This is a genomic window from Rhodococcus tibetensis, from assembly GCF_024438035.1.
Lineage (GTDB): Bacteria > Actinomycetota > Actinomycetes > Mycobacteriales > Mycobacteriaceae > Rhodococcus_F > Rhodococcus_F tibetensis.
In genome coordinates this window covers 107,982-126,364 of record NZ_JANFQF010000008.1, presented here as the reverse complement: position 1 = coordinate 126,364, position 18,383 = coordinate 107,982, and the positions used below count along the sequence as shown (strand labels likewise).

The following is an 18,383-nucleotide window of genomic DNA, read 5'->3' as shown; positions in this document are numbered from 1 at the left end:
ACGCGCGGACGGAACCCGGTGCGGAGGGGCTCGAGACACTGAGGCAGGACGCGGCAGGCGCGCACGACGATGCCGTCGTCGCCCGGCTCGGCCGGGTGACGACGGCATCGAGAAAACTCTCAGCGAACTCCCACGGCCGGGGGTGTTGCAGGCGGGGGAGCGGCGGATTGGGCGGGGACTGGTGCGGGGACGGCCGGGTCGACGGGTGGGCAGAAGAACACACACGGAAGCGGCGGCAGTGGGGGCAACCCCGGAATGAGCGGTGCCGGCGCCGGGGCGGCGGGATTCGGTGTCGCCTCTCCGGGAAGTGCCGGCGGGACCGCGAGCTCACGCGCGAGGTCGGACCCGTCCGAGGCGGCGTCGGTGAGAGCGCCGGGTGGCAGAGTGCTCGAGTCGGACAGCTCGCTCGGGGTGGGGGTGCCGCCGTTCCTGTAGGCGTTCGACCAGGTAATGACGTTGGCGGCGTATGTCCCCGAGTTGTTGTAGCGCAGAACGGCGCGGGTCTCCTGGAGTGGGTCACGAAGGTCCAGTCCACCCGAGCAGAGGTATCGGGCGGCGGCCAGCGTCGCGTCGAACACGTTGTTGGGATCTGCTGCGCCATCCGCGTTCCCGTCCGACGCGTACTTGGCCCACGTGGACGGAATGAACTGCATCGGTCCGACCGCCCGGTCGTGGCCGGCGTCGCCGTCCGTTGCGCCGCGGTCGGTATCGCGGATCACCTCGTTGCCGGCCAGCCTTCCGTCGAGAACCGGTCCCAGAATCGGGGTGACAGTGGTGCCGGACGAGTCGGTGCGGCCGCCACCGGCGTGCCCCGATTCGATCCGCCCGATACCCGCCAGCAAATGCCAGGGCACCCCGCACTTCGGTGCCTCCACCATCAAGGTGAGTTCCGCGGAGCGGTAGGCGTTGAGCACGATCTCCGGAATACCGAGCGAGCTGAGGATCACCGGTGCGGCTATCAGCCCCGTCCCGGTGGGAGAGGAAGGCAATGTGGGATTTGTCACCACGGGAGGGGGAGGTGGCGGCGCCGCGCGCTGTGACCTCGCCACTCGTGGCGCGGGTGCCACGAAGCCTGCGGGTGGAAGGTAGGCGGCCTGCGGTTCGCTCCCCTGCGACGACGGTGTGGTCGCCGTGAGCGTCGCAGTCTCGACCGCCGGGGTCAGTCGGGTATCGAGGGCCGAAACAGGGCCTGAACTACCCGTCGAAGATCCGAGTGTTGCGGCGGCTCCCACCGTCAGGGCAGCAACCGTCACCAGTCCGCGTATCCGCACTCCATCACCCCCTGCGGTGCTCTTCCTTGTCGCACACCGCGTACATCCGAGAAGATGTGACTGACGTTACATATCCGTGACTGCGCGTGCCGGGGAATGCGGGAATGGCCGGATCATTTGCGCCGGGGCCTTGCCTCTTCCTCGTCGCCCAGCAGTGTCTTGATTTCTTCGAGCTCGCGACGGAGATAGTCACGGGTCGCCACCTCGCCGATCGCGATCCGCAGCGCGGCGAGTTCGCGCGCCAGGAATTCGGTATCCGCCTTGGTCTGTTCCGCCCGCGACCGGTCCTCCTCGAGCGAGACGCGGTCCCGGTTCTCCTGCCGGTTCTGGGCCAGCAGGATCAGCGGGGCGGCATAGGCGGCCTGAGTGGAGAACGCGAGGTTGAGGAGGATGAAGGGATACGGATCCCACTTCAGCTCGACCGCGAAAATGTTGAGAACGATCCAGATGATCACGACCACGGTCTGGATCACCAGATACCGACCGGTCCCCAGGAACCGAGCGAAGTTCTCGCTGGCGCGGCCGACTGCCTCTACGTCGTAGGTGAAGCGGAAACGCCGGGCACCGCGGGGCGTGTCGAGCCGTTGCCGCTCCGACAGGCCCCGGGCCGACACGCTCGGAATCTTTTCGCTCATCCGTCGATCTCCTCTTCGCGCCAGTCCTCCGGAAGGAGATGGTCCAGGACGTCGTCGACGGTGACCGCGCCGATCAGGTGATTCTCGTCGTCGACCACGGGCCCGCATACGAGGTTGTAACTGGCGAAGTACCGCGTGACGGCAGCCAGCGAGTCGTCGGCGGCGAGACGAGGAAGGCCGGTGTCGAGCAGGCCGCCCACGAGACTCGCGGGTGGTTCCCGCAACAACTTCTGCAGGTGCACGCATCCCAGGTAGCGACCGGTCGGCGTGGCGGTCGGGGGCCTGACAACGAAGATCATGCTCGCGAGTGCGGGCGTGACATCCTCGTTGCGAGCGCGCGCCAGAGCTTCCGCCACCGTCGTGGACGCCGTCAGCACCACCGGTTCGGGGGTCATCAGACCACCGGCAGTGTCCGGCGAGTGCTCGAGGAGTCTACGGACCGGTTCGGAGTCCTGCGGGTCCATCAACTGCAGCAGCGATTCGGCTTCCGTTTCGGGCAGCTCGCCGAGAAGATCGGCCGCGTCGTCCGGATCCATGGCCTCGAGGATGTCGGCGGCCCGCTCCACCTCGAGGTGCATCAGGAGGTCGGTCTGATCGTCGGACGGCAACTCCTGCACGACGTCGGCCAGGCGCTCGTCGTCGAGGGCGAGCGCGAGTTCGTGCCGGCGTTTGTCCGGGAGCTCACGCATGGCGTTGGCCACGTCGGCGGGACGCATCCCCTCGTACTGCATCAGGAGCGCGGACACCCCCTGCCCCGGCATCGACAGATCGGAATGTGTCAGCCCCTGCACGTGCTGCCACTCGACGATGTGAATGGCGGCACGCCGGCCGAGGCGTCCGCGATGGCCGCGCACCGCAACCTTCGACACCACCCAGTCGCGACTACGGGTCAGTTCGATGCCGAGATCGACCACCACCGTGTCGACTCCGTGCAGTTCCTCGAGTTCCGGGTCGTCCACCCGCACGCGTGAATCGAGGACCTGGGCGAGCGCGAGAACCTCACCCGGCCGCTGCGTGAACCGGCGCAAACTGACGTTCCCGGTGGTCAGTGTGACCGAACTCGGTTCGATCGCGGTGACCCGCAGCATGGGCACGAAGATGCGTTTGCGCGTGAACAATTCGATGACCAGCCCCAGCACCCGGGGTTGCTGGCGGCCGATGCGAACGGTGACGACCACGTCTCGCACCCGGCCGATCGATTCGCCGTCGGGCCCGAGTACCACCAGGCCGGCCAGCCTGGCTGCAAAAACTTTGTTCGCAGCTGCCATGATTGCCAGGCTAGATCCTCGTAGGGGGATCCAGGGAATCGAACACCTGCGGAAAGTGGAGGATCGTCCGTCATGAGTTCCGTCTTCAGGCCACGTCGATCGGTTCTGGCTGTTCCGGGCAGCAGTCGCAAGATGATCGACAAGGCCAAGGGGCTTCCGGCGGACGAGGTGTTCCTCGACCTCGAGGATGCCGTGGCCCCGTCGGCGAAGCAGGAAGCCCGCGGCACCATCGCGGACGCTCTCGCCGAGGACGGGTGGGGACATCAGATCAAGGTGGTGCGGGTCAACGACTGGACCACCGAATGGACCCATGCCGACGTCGCCGAGGTCGTCGGCCGCGCGGGCGCGCACCTCGATGCGATCCTGCTGCCGAAAGTGCCCGACGCCAGCCACGTTCAGGCGCTCGACCTACTGCTGACCCAGATAGAGAAGGCCAACGGGTTGGAGGTCGGGCGGATCGGGATCGAACCGCAGATCGAGAACGCCATCGGCCTCACCAATATCAACGCCATCGCGACCGCGAGCCCCAGAGTGCAGACGCTGGTGTTCGGCCCGGCCGACTTCATGGCGAGCATCAACATGCGCACGCTCGTGGTCGGGGAACAGCCGGACGGCTACGACCGCGGGGACGCCTACCACCACATACTGATGACGATCCTCATGGCTGCACGTGCACACGGCATCCAGGCCATCGACGGACCGTACCTTCAGATTCGCGACGTGGAGGCGTTCCGGCGTTCGGCGCAGCGCACCGCAGCGCTGGGTTTCGACGGCAAATGGGTGCTCCACCCCACGCAGATCGATGCGGCCAACGAGGTGTTCAGTCCTCGCCAGGACGATTACGACCGTGCAGAATTGATCCTCGACGCCTACGAGTTCCACACCTCGGCGGACGGCGGAGCTCGTGGCGCCGCGATGCTCGGTGACGAGATGATCGACGAGGCGAGTCGGAAGATGGCCCTCGTGATCTCGGCCAAAGGACGGGCCGCGGGAATGACACGGACCTCCGAGTTCACACCGCCCGACGAGGGATAGCGGGAAACAGGCAGAATGGTTCCCACAGGATCGATCCTGAGGGAACCACACGAGGAGACCAACTGACGATGACGAATCCACTCGGACAGTCCAACGGGGCGCGGCGCGGGGCTCTGCCGGAACCTCCCACGGGCTGGCCCATAGGTTCGTACCCAACGTACGCGGAGGCTCAGCGCGCCGTCGACTATCTCTCGGATCAGGAGTTCTCCGTCGAGGACGTCACCATCGTCGGGGTGAACCTCATGCAGGTCGAACGGGTCCTCGGCAGGCTGACGTGGGCCAAAGTCATTGGCGGCGGGATCGTTTCGGGTGCCTGGCTCGGTGTCTTCTTCGGCCTTCTGCTGGGCATCGTCACGGGCGGGTTCCTGGCACCGCTCGTGGTGGGCATCGTCGGCGGCATCATCTTCGGGTTGATCTCCACCACCATCCCGTATGCGGCGACTCGCGGTACCCGTGACTTCGCGTCCACCATGCAACTGGTCGCCGGGCGCTACGACGTGCTGTGCGAACCGAAGACCGCGGAGGCGGCGCGCGACATGCTGGCCAAGCTGGCGCTCTGAACCGAGATGTCGACGCGCGCCGCTGCGGTGTCGATATTACGGATTGCACGCATTTCGCCCAGTTCGCGATGATTCCGGCCAGTTCGAGGGCGATCTCGGATAGGTTTACGGCGCAATGCGAGGGGCCTGCCCCTCGGTGAAACCGTGACCTGCCGGCACTGCACGATTCGGCAGGACCACTGTGCGGGCCTGCGTGCTCAGCCGTACCGCGACTGGGTCTGTGAGGACCGCTCGAGGAGGCGGCTGTGCGGCGTACATCGACAGAATCCGGTCGTCCGGGAAGGCCCGGGCTCGCAGTCAGATGGGGCCTGATCGGCGCGGCCGCAGTCTTGACGGTTCCGCTGCTGGCGGCGTGCGGCTCGTCGGACAGTGGCACCGTGCTCAGTTTCTACACGGCGGCCGACGGTGCGGAACAGTATGCCGAGGCCGCAGCCAATTGCACGGCGGCGGCCGGTGGCCGATACACGGTGGAGCAACGCACCCTTCCGAAGGGCGCCGACGATCAGCGTTTGCAGTTGGCCCGGCGCCTCACCGGGAACGACACCTCGCTCGACATCATGACTCTCGACGTGGTGTGGACGGCAGAGTTCGCCGAGGCGGGGTGGGCGTTGCCGCTGCCCGACGACGTGGCCGCCGAGGTCACCGAGGGCACCCTCGAAGGGCCCCTCGAATCGGCGCGGTGGCAGGATCAGTTGTACGCCGCGCCTTTGAACACCAACACGCAATTGCTCTGGTACCGCAAGGACCTCATGCCCGGCGGGCAGCCGCCGCAGACGTGGGATCAGATGATCGACATCTCGGAAGGGCTGGCTGCCGAGGGCCGGCCCAGTTGGATCGGGGTGCAAGGCAAGCAGTACGAGGGTCTGATGGTGTGGTTCAACACACTTCTGGCCAGCGCGGGCGGTTCCGTCGTCGGCGAGGACGGAACCACTGTGACCGTCGCGGACGGTGACGGTGCTCTGAAAGCTCTCGAAGTGATGAAGCGAGTGGCCACCGCGGAGGGGGCCGACCCGTCGATCTCGCAGGGGGACGAGGCGTCGTCCCGCCTCGGAATGGAAAGTGGACGCGCGGCCTTCGAGGTCAACTGGCCGTTCGTGCTTCCCGGCATGATCGAGAACGCGGCGAAGGGCGACCTGCCGTTCATCGACGACAAGGGAAACACCACGTCCGTCGACACGGGCAATACGGTGCTCACGGTCGACGGACAGCAGAACTTCCTCGCCGCTCCGTATCCCTCGGTGATTCCCGGCCGGCCGGCCGAGGTGACGATCGGTGGCTTCAATATCGCGGTCGCGAAGACCAGCCGCCACCCCGACCTCGCGTTCGAGGCGGTGTCCTGCCTGCGTAACGAGGAGAATCAGCGCAACAATGCCGTCAACGGCGGTGTGCCGCCCACGTTGGCGAGGTTGTACGACGACCCCGCATTCCAAGAGGCGTATCCCGCCTGGCAGCAGGTGCGTGACGGCCTGAACACGGCGGCGGTGCGTCCGGTGTCGCCCGCTTACCAAAGCATCTCGACCCTGATCACCGCCACCTTGAATCCGGTCGGTGACATCGATCCGCCGCGTACCGTCGACGAACTCGCCGAGCAGGTGCGTAAGGCGGTCAACTCGGAAGGACTGATTCCGTGACGACCGAAGCCGTGGGGGTGGACCGGACCGACGGGCCGGAAGTGCCGACGAAGAAACAAGTTTCCGAGGGAAAGAAGGCCGAACGCCGGCTGGGATTGTGGCTGGTGGCACCGGCCGCGATCCTCATGATCGCCGTGACGGCATATCCCGTCGTTTACGCGGTGTGGTTGAGCCTGCAGCGCTACGACCTCCGATTCCCGGACGACCGCAAGTTCGTCGGCCTGTCCAACTACGTATCGGTGTTGTCGGACGGGTACTGGTGGCAGGCGTTCGTCGTCACGGTGAGCATCACCGCCGTGTCGGTGGTGATCGAGTTCGTGCTGGGCCTGATTCTGGCACTCATCATGCACCGGACGATCGTCGGCAAGGGACTCGTGCGAACCGTGGTACTCATTCCCTACGGCATCGTCACCGTGGCGGCTGCGTACAGCTGGTATTACGCGTGGACGCCGGGAACCGGGTACCTCGCGAATCTCTTACCTGACGGCAGTGCGCCACTGACGCAACAGATTCCGTCGCTCGCCATTATCGTCCTCGCCGAAGTGTGGAAGACCACGCCGTTCATGGCACTGCTGCTGCTTGCCGGTCTTGCTCTGGTACCCGATGATCTACTCAAGGCTGCACAGGTCGACGGTGCCGGGGCATGGACCCGGCTGGTACGCATCATTCTCCCGCTCATGAAACCGGCGATCCTGGTGGCCTTGCTGTTTCGCACGCTCGACGCGTTCCGGATCTTCGACAACATCTACGTGCTCACCAAGGGTGCAAACGACACCGGGTCCCTGTCGATCCTCGGCTACGACAACCTGTTCAAGGCCTTCAACTTGGGGATCGGTTCGGCCATCAGCGTTCTCATCTTCCTCTGCGTGGCCGTCCTCGCATTCGTGTTCATCAAGCTCTTCGGTGCCTCGGCTCCCGGGTCCGACACGGAAGGAAGGCGATAACCATGGCCGAAACGAAGCAGCGCAGATTGAGCTGGTCGGTGGTCAACCTGCTGGTCCTGCTGTATGCGCTCGTTCCCGTGCTCTGGATAGCCAGCTTGTCGTTCAAACCCGCGGGCACCATCAAGGACGGCAAGCTCATCCCGGAGAAGTGGACGCTCGACAACTACCGCGGAATTTTCTCGACTGACGCGTTCACCAGTGCGCTGATCAACTCCATCGGTATCGGCCTGATCGCCACGGTGATCGCGGTGGTGATCGGGACGATGGCGGCCTACGCGATTGCCCGACTCGACTTCCCGGGCAAGAAGCTCCTGGTCGCGGTGGCGTTGTTGATCGCGATGTTCCCGCAGATCTCCCTCGTGAGCCCGCTGTTCGACATCGAGCGCCGACTCGGATTGTTCGACACCTGGGCGGGTTTGATCCTCCCGTACATCACTTTCGCGCTTCCGCTGGCCATCTACACGTTGTCGGCCTTCTTCAAGGAGATCCCCTGGGAGCTGGAGAAAGCGGCCAAGATGGACGGCGCCACACCGGCGCAGGCGTTCCGGAAGGTGGTGGCGCCGCTGGCGGCGCCAGGCATCGTCACCGCGGCAATCCTCGTTTTCATCTTCTGCTGGAACGACCTGTTGTTCGCGATTTCGCTGACCTCCACCGAACGCTCCATCACCGCACCGGCGGCCATCGCCAACTTCACCGGCGCCTCGCAGTTCGAGGAGCCGACGGGGTCGATCGCCGCCGCCGCGATGGTGATCACCATTCCGATCATCATCTTCGTGCTGTTCTTCCAACGACGCATCGTGGCCGGTCTGACGTCCGGCGCAGTGAAGGGATAAGCCTGTGGCCGAGATTGTGCTGGACAAGGTGACGAAGCTCTACCCGGACGGCGCACGGGCGGTGAGCGACGTCGATATCACGATCGCCGACGGCGAATTCATCATCCTGGTCGGTCCGTCGGGTTGCGGTAAATCGACCACCCTGAACATGATTGCGGGCCTCGAGGACATCTCGTCCGGTGAGCTGCGCATCGCCGGCGAGCGGGTGAACGAGAAGGCGCCGAAGGACCGCGACATTGCGATGGTGTTCCAGTCGTACGCGCTGTACCCGCACATGACGGTGCGCCAGAACATCGCGTTCCCCTTGACGTTGGCGAAGATGTCGAAGTCGGAGATCGCCGCCAAGGTGGACAATGCCGCGAAGATTCTCGATCTCACCCAGCATCTGGACCGCAAACCGTCCAACCTCTCGGGTGGGCAGCGACAGCGCGTCGCGATGGGGCGAGCAATCGTCCGCAGTCCCAAGGCGTTCCTGATGGACGAGCCGCTGTCCAACCTCGACGCCAAGCTTCGCGTGCAGATGCGTACCGAGATTTCCCGGCTCCAGCAACGTCTGGGGACGACGACGGTGTATGTGACACACGATCAGACCGAGGCAATGACGCTCGGGGATCGGGTGGTGGTGCTGCGCGGTGGCCTCGTCCAGCAGATCGGCGCACCGCAGGAGTTGTACGACCATCCCAACAATCTGTTCGTTGCGGGGTTCATCGGATCACCGTCGATGAACTTCTTTCCCGGACAGCTGACGGCAGACGGAATCTCGACTCCTCTCGGGGACTTCGCACTACCCCCGCAATCGCGCGAGAAGGTCAGCTCTTCCGGCGCGTCGAAGGACGTCGTGGTGGGTATCCGCCCGGAGCACTTCGAGGACACCGGGTTGATCGATGCCGATCAGAAATCCGCCGGTGCCACCTTCACCGCCAATATCGAGGTGCTCGAGTCGATGGGTTCGGACAAGTATGCGTACTTCTCCGCCGAGGGCCCGCAAGTGAGTTCTCGGGAACTCGAGGAGCTCGCGGCGGACTCGGGCACCGAGGTGGCGGGAGGCGGGCATCTGGTGGCCCGGTTGTCCGCCGAGTCGTCCGCGGCGCAGGGTGGGCCGGTGGAGTTGTGGTTCGACCCCGCGAAGATTGCGGTGTTCGATCAGGATTCCGGCGCCAACATCACTCGCTGACGGAGGGCCCGGCACAGTAGTCAGGGCGTCCTTTGCCGCTCACCGGGGCCTGTGTTCGCACCACCGAGACCGCCCACCGTGCCCCATTCGGCGGCGAGCGCGGTCGCGTGGACCTCGTCCTCTTCCTCGTCGGAGGGCGTGCGGGTCACGCGGGTGATACCGAAGAAGGGAAGCAGCCCGGCGAGGGCGGCGGCAAGGGCGCCGACGACGAACGCGATCAGATAGGCGGATTCGGTCGGAATGTCAGTGCCGGAAATGGTGATTGCAGCGAGCAGGGTCGCGACCAGCGCGCTGGCAAACGAGCTGCCGACGGACCGGGCGATGGAGTTGATGCTGTTGGCGACACCGGTCTCGTCCTGCCGGACCTCGGCGACCAGCAGCGAAGGTAGCGCCGCGTAGGCAAGGCTGATGTAGGTGTTGATCAGCAGGATGGCGGTGATGACCTGCCAGCTGCGGTCGTGGGCGATGATGAATACGAGGAAACCTGTGACGCCTACGACGCTGGCGCCGACGAGCACGACCCGCGCGCCGACGCGGCGGATCAATCTTCCACTGAGGATCGAGGCGAGGACGCCGCTCACCGCGCCGGGCAACAGGTATACGACGCTGGCCTCGAGGACGGTGGCGCCGAAGCCGTACCCGGCGACCGAACGGGGCGTCTGCACGAAGTACGAACTGCCCAGGAAGATGACGAACATCGACATCCCGACCACGAGGGCGGACAGATGGGTGACGAGGACGGGCGGAGCGGTCAGCAGCCGGGGCGCCACCAGAGGATGAGTGGTCCTCCGTTCATACAGGAACCACCCGATCAGAATGAGGACTCCGGCGACACCGCTGATGATCGTGGCGGGTGAAAGCCATCCCCAGGTGCTTCCCTCGGACATCGGCAGGAGGACGAGGACGAGGCCGGCGGCGAGACCCACCGCACCGATCCAGTCCATTGAGCCCGATCCGGTCTGTGCGCGCCGGGGGACCGCGAACCACGCCAGGACGAGACCGGCAACCGTGATCGCGGACGAGAGCCAGAAGACCCGATGGAAGTCGGCGCCGTCGGAGACGAGCACACCGGTGAGGACGATTCCGAAACATCCGCCGAAGCCGAGGGTTCCCGAGAAGATGCCCATTGCTCCCGTCAACTTCTCCGGTGGCAGTTCGTCGCGCAGGACCGCGATTCCGATGGGAAACAGCGCGAACGAGACGCCTTGCAGTACTCGGGCGAGAATGAGCACACCGATCGACGTCGCCACCGCACCGAGAAACGAGCCCAGGAGCACCACCACCAGAACACCGAGAATTACCGGACGTTTGCCGCGAAGATCGGCGAGACGGCCGAGGACGGGCGTCGCAGTGGCCGCTGCGAGCAGGTTGGCGGTCAGGAGCCAACCGACGGCGGTGGGCCCGACCTCGAGCTGCGCGCCGATCGTGCCGACGATCGGTACCACCAAGGTCTGGAGAACCGCCAGAATCATCACGATGAAGCACATGACCGGCAGCAGCATCCTTGCCGTGGGTCCGGGTTCTGCGCTCATGCGGCCTCCCTGCTTGGTCCTGTCGGTGGTGACAGGTAAACACGGTACTGGGGCTAACTAATAAAGGGGGCGACGGTGGGCTCCGAACGTATGTCGGATCGGGCGCTGGGACGGGCAACTCTGGCCAGGCAAGGATTGCTGAGCCGATCGGGGACACCGGTTCTCGAGATGGTCGAGCATCTCTGCGGGCTCCAGGCCCAGGCCCCGATGCCGCCATACTTCGCCCTGTGGGCGCGCATCGAGAAGTTCCGTCCGAATGCGCTCTCCGAGCTCATCGAGAATCGTGAAGTGGTCCGCATCGTCGCGATGCGCGGAACGGTGTTCGCGTTGTCTGCGGCCGACGCCCTGACGTTCCGTCCGCTGATCCAGCCGATCCTCGACCGCGACCTGCACACCAACACGCAGCACCGAGCGCACCTCGAGGGCATCGACGTCGACGCCCTCGCCGCCGTCGGCCGCGACCTCGTCCGGGACCGGCCGCTCACCCAGTTGCAGATGCGCCCGCTGCTCGAAGAACGATTCCCCGGGCGAGACGGCGCGGCCCTTGCACACGGGGTGCGAGCGCTGGTGCCGATGGTCCAGGTGCCACCGCGAGGGGTGTGGGGCAAGTCGGGACAGCCCGCGCTGGCGACGCTCGAATCGTGGGTGGGCCGACCACTCGCCCCGGGGCCGTCGCTACGGGCGATGATGCTGCGATACCTCGCGGCGTTCGGCCCGGCCAGTGCCCGGGACGCGCAGGCGTGGTCGGGCTTGACCCGGCTCGGTGAGGTATTGGACGACTTGCGGCCACAACTGCGGGTGTTCACCGGGGAGTCGGGAACGGAGCTGTTCGACCTTCCGGATGCGCCCCGGCCGAAGGCGGACGTGCCGGCGCCCGTGCGCATTCTCGCGCCCTTCGACAACGTGCTGCTCTCCCATGCGGATCGCAGCAGAATCCTTGACGACGCGCTGCGGAAGCAGATCTTCACGCAGAACGGAATCATCAAACCAGCTGTGCTGGTGGGTGGCCGGGTCGTCGGCTTCACCAGCACGGTGGCGGGTAAGGACGGGGTGGTCCTCGAGGTGGAGCCGTTGACGAAGATCGCCAAGTCCCATCGGTCGGCCGTCGAAGCGGAAGGCAGGCGATTGCTGAAGTTCGCACATCCCGACGCCGACAACCGGGAGGTGCGGTTCAGGGTCCTGTAGGCCGATGCTTGCGGGGGGCGCGCTGGCTCAGTTCGGCGATGATCTCGTCGTTCCAAACATGTTGGCGCACCATGCGATACCGTTCGCGAGCCACCCACAGGTAGGCTTCGGCATCGGTGTGGTCGGGCAGCATCTCAGCGGCGCGGACCATACGGACGACCGGCAGAAATTCCTCGCCGAACCATCGGCGCGCCACGGTGTCGCGGCTCATGAACTCGCCCATCTCCTGCATGAGACGAAAACCCCAGGCCTCGACGCACTCACTGATTTCCGCGTACTCCCAGGGGTCGGTGACCATCACGGCCTTGCGTTGCGCTCCGGTGAGAGGCACCCGGCTCAGAAACAGCCGGCGGTGATCCTTGATCAGCAGATCACCGCGCTGCGTGATTCCGTCCGGCGAGATCCGGGTCAGGATCTCCGTCACGTACGCATCGATGGTGTTCCAGTGCATCGCGTAGGCGATCGAGACGCGGTGATGGCCGTCGCTGACAAAGTGCATCGAGCCGATTCGGTACACCTGGATCGGCGGAACTGACTCGCCGCGGCGCTGCGCCGCAGCCAGCCGCTGCCAGCGTTCGCGTACCCGGGCGGAAGTGGGACGGAAGTAACGGTCGAAGTCCCGGGTGCGGTCTACGCTGCCGACGATCGAGTTGACGGGAATCACCTGCAACCCCAGTGAGCGCTCGCCGATCCCGCCGAGTGCCGCCACCACCTCGTCGAAGGGCAGGATCTCGTTGACGTCGTCCGGCTCCCGTCGCAACCAGCTGACCAGCCGGGACAATTCGGCGCGGCGACGCTGACGGGTGAAGTCGTTTTCCGCGTCGGCGGAGGGGAATCCGGTGTCACGTGCCATGCCGTCGCCTCACGATCGTCGGATCGGTACCCGGGGACATCTCCATGAGAGTGAACCCGACCGTGTTGATCACCGTGGTGGCCCCGAGCACGCGGTCCTTCGGCATCGCACCGTACGGGTGCACGTGACCGTGGATGAGCGTCCGGGCCTGCAACCTTCCGGCCAGCTGCTCGAAACACTCGAAACCGCGGTGCGGTGGGTCCTCGAGGTCACCGACTCCGCGTGGTGGGCTGTGTGTGAGGAGCACGTCGACCCCGGCGACTCCGGATCGGCGCGCATGCCACGCACTCGTCATTGCCAAGTTGCGGGCACGCCGGCGCTGCTGCCGCTCGGTCCATTGATTGGGGCCTTCGTTGTACCGAATCGATCCTCCCAAGCCTGCGATCCGCAATCCGGCAATGCGCACGATCCGTCCGTCGGCATTGACTGCCCCACACGGGCCCGGCCACGCCGAGGGCATGCCGGAGCGCATCCATCCGACCCGGCCCACGGAATAGCCGGAGAGGTCGGGGTCGTGGTTGCCGGGAACGAACACGCACGGTGCGTCGAGTGCATCCATCAGATACTCGAGATAGTCGAACGGCAGATCGCCCGCACCGAGGACGAGGTCGACGTTCATGGTCCGCACCTGTGGGGTCCACAACGACTCGATCGTCTCGTCGGACACTGCGAGTACCGAGACCATGGCCCGACGCTACCGGCTCGCGAGGCCGGGGGACGAGTGAGTGCGGTCGGTGGTTTGATGGCGGGGTGACTGACAGCGTTGTGGCAGCCGTTCGTGCGCACCTGCTCGAGCAGATCGGCGGGCCCGAGCCGACCGCCGCCTCGGTGACGTTCTTGGGAGTCGAACCACTCGACGTGCTGCGGTTCCCGCCCGCCGAGGACGATCTCGTCCGGTACGTGACCCTCGGTTGCTCCCGGCACCCGATGGGTGATCCCGGGGAACTGGTGGCCGACCCGATGCGGGGTCCACGCGCCGAACTGGTGCTGACCCTGCGTGGGGGTACCGGGGTGGTTTCCGGTGTCGCGCGCATGCTGGCGGTGCTGGCAGCGGCGCCGTCGGTGGAGGGGGTGGTCCTCGTCGAGGACGCGCTCCTGGACCTCGGGGAGCCGTTGTGGAAGGACACGCAATTCACGGCGGTGCTACTGGGGACGTCGTCGATTCCGGACCTACCGCTTCCCGAACCCGCCGAAGCGGTGCAGTTCCTCGCCGTGGTGCCCTTGACCGGAACCGAGGCCGCGTGGGTGCGACTACGCGGGGCCGAGGCGTTGCGGGAAGCGTGGACCGAGGCGGGCATCGACGTGCGCGACCCGAACCGCGGGGCGGCGTCCCTCTAGAGCCAGTTGTTTCTGCGGAAGGTGGTGAACAATCCGACCGTGACCGCCACGATGAATCCGACCACGAGGTGATACCCGTACTGCCAATGCAATTCGGGCATATTGTCGAAATTCATGCCGTAGACGCCTGCGATCATCGTGGGCACGGCGGCGATGGCCACCCATGCCGAGATCTTGCGCATGTCGGTGTTCTGCTGGACGGCGATCTTGGCCAGCGCGGCGTCGACGAGTGAGCTGAGCACCTCGTCGTACTCGGCGATCCGCTCCGCAACGGTGGTGTGATGGTCGAGCACGTCGCGAAAGTACCGCCGCACTTCCTTCGGCACCGGATTGCCCGGCGACTGCGTCAGCCGTAGCAATGGGTTCGACAGCGGATTCACCGACTTGCGAAGTTCGACGATCTCACGCTTGAGCAGGTAGATATGCTCCACCGCCACGGTATTCCGCGGGCTGAAGACCGCTTCCTCCATCCCGTCGACATCGTGTTCGATCGCCTGCGTGACCTCGAGGTACGTATCGACGACGTGATCGGAGACCGCGTGCAGAACCGCATACGGACCGAGAGCGAGTCGCTCCGGGTTCTCCTCGAGCGAGCGGCGGACATTCGCGAGCCCGGAATGATCGCCGTGGCGCACGGTCACGACGTAGTCGGCGCCCACGAATGCCATGATCTCCCCGGTTTCCACGATCTCGCTGGCGGTGGCCACCGAATCGTGGGGTACATAGTTGACGGTCCGCAGCACCAGGAACAGGATGTCGTCGTAGCGCTCGAGTTTGGGCCGCTGGTGTGCGTGAACCGCGTCCTCGACCATCAGCTCGTGCAGCCCGAACGTCTCGGCCACGCTTTCCATCTGACCTTCGTCGGGTGCGAGGAGACCGACCCACACGAACCCCCGGCCGCGTTCCCGGATTTCGGCGAGCGCGGCCTGGTGGGTGTACTTACCGGGAAGGCGGATGCCGTCGACGTACACGCCGCAATCCACTACGGCGCGGGCGGTGGGGATGCGGATCCGGGGGCCCGCCGGCTTGCCGCGGCCCTGTGCAGGAAGTGAGGGCATGGTAGGCGCGAGCACTCCCTTCACAGTCGAGCCGAGGACTTCGTTGTCGCGCAATCCTACGTGAGCACGGGATCGCCGAGACGCGACCATCCGACGACACGCCACCGCCGACGGACGCACGCCCGGACCCTTCCTCACGACACCTGACACACTGGGCAGGTGCGAATCGATCTCCACACTCACTCGACGGCCTCGGACGGTACCGACAGCCCGGCAGACCTGGTGCGCGCGGCCGGTGCCGCGGGTCTGGGCGTCGTGGCCATCACCGATCACGACACCACGGCTGGGTGGGCAGAGGCTGTCGCGGCGCGGCCCGCCGGGTTGTCACTGGTCCGGGGCATGGAGATGTCCTGCGCAGGCCGCGGCGAGGACGGCCGTCCCGTAGCGGTCCACCTGCTGGCCTACCTCTTCGATCCGGCGCACGCCGCATTCGCGCGGGAACGCGAGCGACTGCGGACCGAGAGGGTCGTCAGGATTCGGGCCATGGCCGAGCTGATGATGGAGGACGGTCTGCCCATCGACGCCGACGAGGTGCTGGCCGCAGCAGGTCCCGCAGCAGGTCGCCCGCACCTGGCGAGAGCACTGATGCGTGCCGGAGTGGTGAGCAGTGTCGACGAGGCGTTCGTCGACTTGCTGGCGCCGCGTGGCCGGTACTTCGTGGACAAATCGGACACACCCTTGGGCGAGGCGGTGCAACTGGTGGCCGAGGCCGGCGGGGTGAGCGTTCTCGCCCACGGGCGGGCGCGGGCGCGAGGACGCCTGCTGTCGCTCGATCACGTCCGGGAGCTGGCCGGCGAGGGTCTGCACGGGCTCGAGGTGCATCACCCCGACCACTCGGCGGCCGATGTCAGGGTGCTGCAGGAGCTGTCCGACGAACTCGGGCTCGTCGTCACCGGGTCTTCCGACTATCACGGGACGAACAAGACTATCCGCCTGGGCGAGTTCGGAACGGACCTCGACGAGTTCGACAAGCTCATCTCCAAAGCCTCTGGCGTACAGGTGGTTTCGGCATGACCGCACGCGACTCCGACCGTTACGGCCCTGACCGCTACGGCCCCGACCGCTACGGCCCCGACCGCTACGGCCCCGACCGCTACGACCCCTACGGTCCCGCCGCCCCGAGGTCCGTGTTGCCGCGCGAGCCACGTCGCAGTCCACTCCTCGTCAGGGCGTCGCGCGCCTTCAGCGGCGCCGTCGCGGCCGGTGTGGTGATCCTGTGTCTCGTGGTGATCGGGTCCGCCTACGTGGGCGGCGGCCGGGGGTTCCCCGGGCCGGGAACGATCTCGATTACCGCGCACGTGGTCGCCTCCGTGGTCGTGATAGTTGCCCAGCGGATCGCGGACCGCCGCGACGGCGTCGTCGCCGTGGTCGCGTCCGTCGCCGTCCTCGCGGTGGCGGCGCTGCTCCTGACGACGCAGTGGTGGGGTTGACGGACGCTCGGCCCATTATGTGGAACCGGTATGTGGAACCGGCGTCCACAGTGACCCGCCGGTAACTTGTTCTCACAGGTAGAGGCCAGAAAACGTGAGACATCTGACTGTCGTGGCAATTTGATTGTGCATCGATAATCGTGCCAGACTTAGCACCACTCCGACGTCGGCGCCACCGCCCTTCGGCGGGGGTTTATGGCAGCGTTGCCAGGGCTCACCCGCCCAGCGCCATCCACGCTTCGGAAGTTCTGCGGCCAAAGTGATCGCGCGCACCGGAAGCTTCACCAGTTGTCGTTCGCGGAGTAACTACGTAGATCAGCGCCGATCCGCATGGTTACTTCCCAGTAACCCGGCCCCGAGTGAGCCTGGACTTAGCAGGAGTGTCATCGTGTCCATCGTGTCCGAATCCACCACACCGCAGAAGGTCGAGCTGACCGACGAGGAGATCTTCGCCGGCCACATCGGGGGGAAGCTCTCGGTAGAGACCACGACCGCCCTCGATACGCAGCGCGCCCTGTCCATCGCCTACACGCCCGGTGTCGCGCAGGTTTCCCGCGCCATCGCCGCCGACGAGACCCTCGCCGATCGTTACACCTGGACCAGCCGCCTCGTGGTCGTGGTCAGTGACGGCTCCGCGGTACTCGGCCTCGGCGACATCGGTCCCCGCGCCTCGCTTCCCGTGATGGAAGGCAAGTCCGCACTGTTCAAGAACTTCGCCGGCCTCAACTCCATCCCGCTGGTCCTCGACACCAAAGACCCCGACGAGATCGTCGAAACCCTCATTCGGTTGCGGCCGAGCTTCGGTGCCGTCAACCTCGAGGACATCTCCGCGCCGCGCTGCTTCGAGATCGAAAAGCGCGTCATCGAGGCCCTGGACTGCCCGGTCATGCACGACGATCAGCACGGCACCGCGATCGTGGTTCTCGCGGCCCTCAAGGGTGCGGTGAAGGTGCAAAAGCGTGACATCTCCGCGCTCCGCGTCGTCATCTCCGGTGCCGGCGCCGCCGGTGTCGCCTGCGCGAACATCCTGCTCGCCGCGGGCATCGCCGATGTCACGGTCCTCGACTCCAAGGGAATCGTGTCGAGCAATCGCGAAGACCTGAACCCTGTCAAGGTCGACCTCGCGGCCCGCACCAACCCCGCCGGACGCCGCGGCGGCATCGTCGAAGCCCTCGACGGGGCGGACGTGTTCCTCGGTGTGTCCGCGGGAACCGTTCCCGAAGAACTCATCGCGACCATGGCGGATGACGCCATCGTCTTTGCGCTGTCGAATCCCGACCCGGAGATCCACCCCGAGGTCGCGAAGAAGCACGCGGCGATCGTGGCCACGGGGCGCAGTGACTTCCCGAACCAGATCAACAATGTGCTTGCCTTCCCCGGTGTGTTCCGTGGTGCGCTCGATGCCGGCGCCCGTCGGATCACCGAAGGCATGAAGCTCGCCGCCGCCGAGGCAATCCTCTCGGTCGTCGGTGACGAGCTGGCTGTAGACAAGATCGTTCCCAGCCCGCTCGATCCTCGCGTCGCTCCCGCTGTTGCGGAGGCAGTCGCCGCCGCTGCTCGTGCAGAAGGCGTCACCGACTAGCGAGAGTCCGTTGAACACCCCGGACCGGAGCCCGCACCAAGGTTCCGTGGCCGG

At 66.0% G+C, this 18,383-nt stretch carries 18 protein-coding genes; 11 read left to right on the top strand and 7 right to left on the bottom strand.

Annotated features, from left to right (window positions below; genetic code table 11):
- Nucleotides 1–119 precede the first annotated feature (119 nt).
- The 3 genes from NOF53_RS11700 to NOF53_RS11690 all read right to left on the bottom strand — a co-directional run bounded on the left by NOF53_RS11700 (nucleotide 120) and on the right by NOF53_RS11690 (nucleotide 3,174).
- Nucleotides 120–1,004 (bottom strand): lytic transglycosylase domain-containing protein, encoded by an 885-nt coding sequence (locus tag NOF53_RS11700; RefSeq protein WP_255968351.1) that lies wholly within the window; start codon nucleotides 1,002–1,004, stop codon nucleotides 120–122.
- A 380-nt stretch (nucleotides 1,005–1,384) separates the two neighbouring features.
- Entirely contained in the window at nucleotides 1,385–1,906 is a 522-nt protein-coding gene (locus NOF53_RS11695; RefSeq protein WP_255968349.1) for a DUF1003 domain-containing protein, read from the bottom strand.
- Nucleotides 1,903–3,174, bottom strand: coding sequence for a magnesium transporter MgtE N-terminal domain-containing protein (locus NOF53_RS11690; RefSeq protein ID WP_255968348.1), 1,272 nt, complete (start codon nucleotides 3,172–3,174; stop codon nucleotides 1,903–1,905). Before NOF53_RS11690 ends, NOF53_RS11695 begins: the two co-directional genes overlap by 4 nt.
- Before the next feature lie 72 nt (nucleotides 3,175–3,246).
- On the opposite strand from NOF53_RS11690, the gene NOF53_RS11685 reads away from it, so the two are divergent.
- From NOF53_RS11685 to NOF53_RS11660, 6 genes are all read left to right on the top strand, one after another.
- A complete protein-coding gene (locus NOF53_RS11685; protein ID WP_255968346.1) occupies nucleotides 3,247–4,209 on the top strand; it encodes an HpcH/HpaI aldolase/citrate lyase family protein in 963 nt (320 codons plus the stop codon).
- Nucleotides 4,210–4,277: 68 nt separating this feature from the next.
- Nucleotides 4,278–4,769: a general stress protein gene (locus NOF53_RS11680; protein ID WP_109331840.1), complete on the top strand. Its 492-nt coding sequence runs from the start codon at nucleotides 4,278–4,280 to the stop codon at nucleotides 4,767–4,769.
- Between the two features lie 308 nt (nucleotides 4,770–5,077).
- The gene (locus NOF53_RS11675; RefSeq protein ID WP_305086814.1) at nucleotides 5,078–6,400 is read left to right on the top strand and encodes an ABC transporter substrate-binding protein; all 1,323 of its coding nucleotides are present in this window, start codon (nucleotides 5,078–5,080) and stop codon (nucleotides 6,398–6,400) included.
- Entirely contained in the window at nucleotides 6,397–7,344 is a 948-nt protein-coding gene (locus NOF53_RS11670; RefSeq protein WP_308213807.1) for a carbohydrate ABC transporter permease, read from the top strand. Before NOF53_RS11675 ends, NOF53_RS11670 begins: the two co-directional genes overlap by 4 nt.
- A 2-nt stretch (nucleotides 7,345–7,346) precedes the next feature.
- On the top strand, nucleotides 7,347–8,177 hold the full coding sequence (locus NOF53_RS11665; protein WP_255968340.1) for a carbohydrate ABC transporter permease: 831 nt from the start codon (nucleotides 7,347–7,349) through the stop codon (nucleotides 8,175–8,177).
- Nucleotides 8,178–8,181: 4 nt separating this feature from the next.
- The gene (locus NOF53_RS11660) at nucleotides 8,182–9,351 is read left to right on the top strand and encodes an ABC transporter ATP-binding protein (RefSeq protein WP_255968338.1); all 1,170 of its coding nucleotides are present in this window, start codon (nucleotides 8,182–8,184) and stop codon (nucleotides 9,349–9,351) included.
- 20 nt (nucleotides 9,352–9,371) lie between these two features.
- On the opposite strand, the gene NOF53_RS11655 is transcribed toward NOF53_RS11660, so the two are convergent.
- On the bottom strand, nucleotides 9,372–10,883 hold the full coding sequence (locus tag NOF53_RS11655) for an MFS transporter (RefSeq protein WP_255968337.1): 1,512 nt from the start codon (nucleotides 10,881–10,883) through the stop codon (nucleotides 9,372–9,374).
- Nucleotides 10,884–10,958: 75 nt separating this feature from the next.
- Here NOF53_RS11655 and NOF53_RS11650 point away from each other — a divergent pair, with 75 nt between their 5' ends.
- The gene (locus NOF53_RS11650; protein WP_374212602.1) at nucleotides 10,959–12,068 is read left to right on the top strand and encodes a winged helix DNA-binding domain-containing protein; all 1,110 of its coding nucleotides are present in this window, start codon (nucleotides 10,959–10,961) and stop codon (nucleotides 12,066–12,068) included.
- On the opposite strand, the gene NOF53_RS11645 is transcribed toward NOF53_RS11650, so the two are convergent.
- On the bottom strand, nucleotides 12,055–12,921 hold the full coding sequence (locus NOF53_RS11645; RefSeq protein ID WP_255968336.1) for a chromosome partitioning protein ParB: 867 nt from the start codon (nucleotides 12,919–12,921) through the stop codon (nucleotides 12,055–12,057). The two genes, NOF53_RS11650 and NOF53_RS11645, sit on opposite strands and share 14 nt — an antisense overlap.
- Nucleotides 12,911–13,606, bottom strand: coding sequence for a metallophosphoesterase family protein (locus tag NOF53_RS11640; RefSeq protein WP_255968335.1), 696 nt, complete (start codon nucleotides 13,604–13,606; stop codon nucleotides 12,911–12,913). The genes NOF53_RS11645 and NOF53_RS11640 overlap by 11 nt, the downstream gene beginning before the upstream one ends.
- A gap of 65 nt (nucleotides 13,607–13,671) precedes the next feature.
- On the opposite strand from NOF53_RS11640, the gene NOF53_RS11635 reads away from it, so the two are divergent.
- Nucleotides 13,672–14,259, top strand: a complete 588-nt coding sequence (locus tag NOF53_RS11635; protein WP_255968334.1) for a suppressor of fused domain protein — start codon at nucleotides 13,672–13,674, stop codon at nucleotides 14,257–14,259.
- Here NOF53_RS11635 and corA read toward each other — a convergent pair.
- A complete protein-coding gene (gene corA / locus NOF53_RS11630) occupies nucleotides 14,256–15,317 on the bottom strand; it encodes a magnesium/cobalt transporter CorA (protein WP_255968333.1) in 1,062 nt (353 codons plus the stop codon). The genes NOF53_RS11635 and corA overlap by 4 nt on opposite strands.
- Nucleotides 15,318–15,476: 159 nt before the next feature.
- Here corA and NOF53_RS11625 point away from each other — a divergent pair, with 159 nt between their 5' ends.
- From NOF53_RS11625 to NOF53_RS11615, 3 genes are all read left to right on the top strand, one after another.
- Nucleotides 15,477–16,331 carry a PHP domain-containing protein gene (locus NOF53_RS11625; protein WP_255968332.1) on the top strand — a complete coding sequence of 285 codons (855 nt, stop codon included), beginning with the start codon at nucleotides 15,477–15,479 and terminating at the stop codon, nucleotides 16,329–16,331.
- Nucleotides 16,328–16,747: a hypothetical protein gene (locus tag NOF53_RS11620; RefSeq protein ID WP_255968331.1), complete on the top strand. Its 420-nt coding sequence runs from the start codon at nucleotides 16,328–16,330 to the stop codon at nucleotides 16,745–16,747. The genes NOF53_RS11625 and NOF53_RS11620 overlap by 4 nt, the downstream gene beginning before the upstream one ends.
- 388 nt (nucleotides 16,748–17,135) lie before the next feature.
- The gene (locus NOF53_RS11615) at nucleotides 17,136–18,329 is read left to right on the top strand and encodes an NAD(P)-dependent malic enzyme (protein WP_255968330.1); all 1,194 of its coding nucleotides are present in this window, start codon (nucleotides 17,136–17,138) and stop codon (nucleotides 18,327–18,329) included.
- Nucleotides 18,330–18,383: the final 54 nt, after the last annotated feature.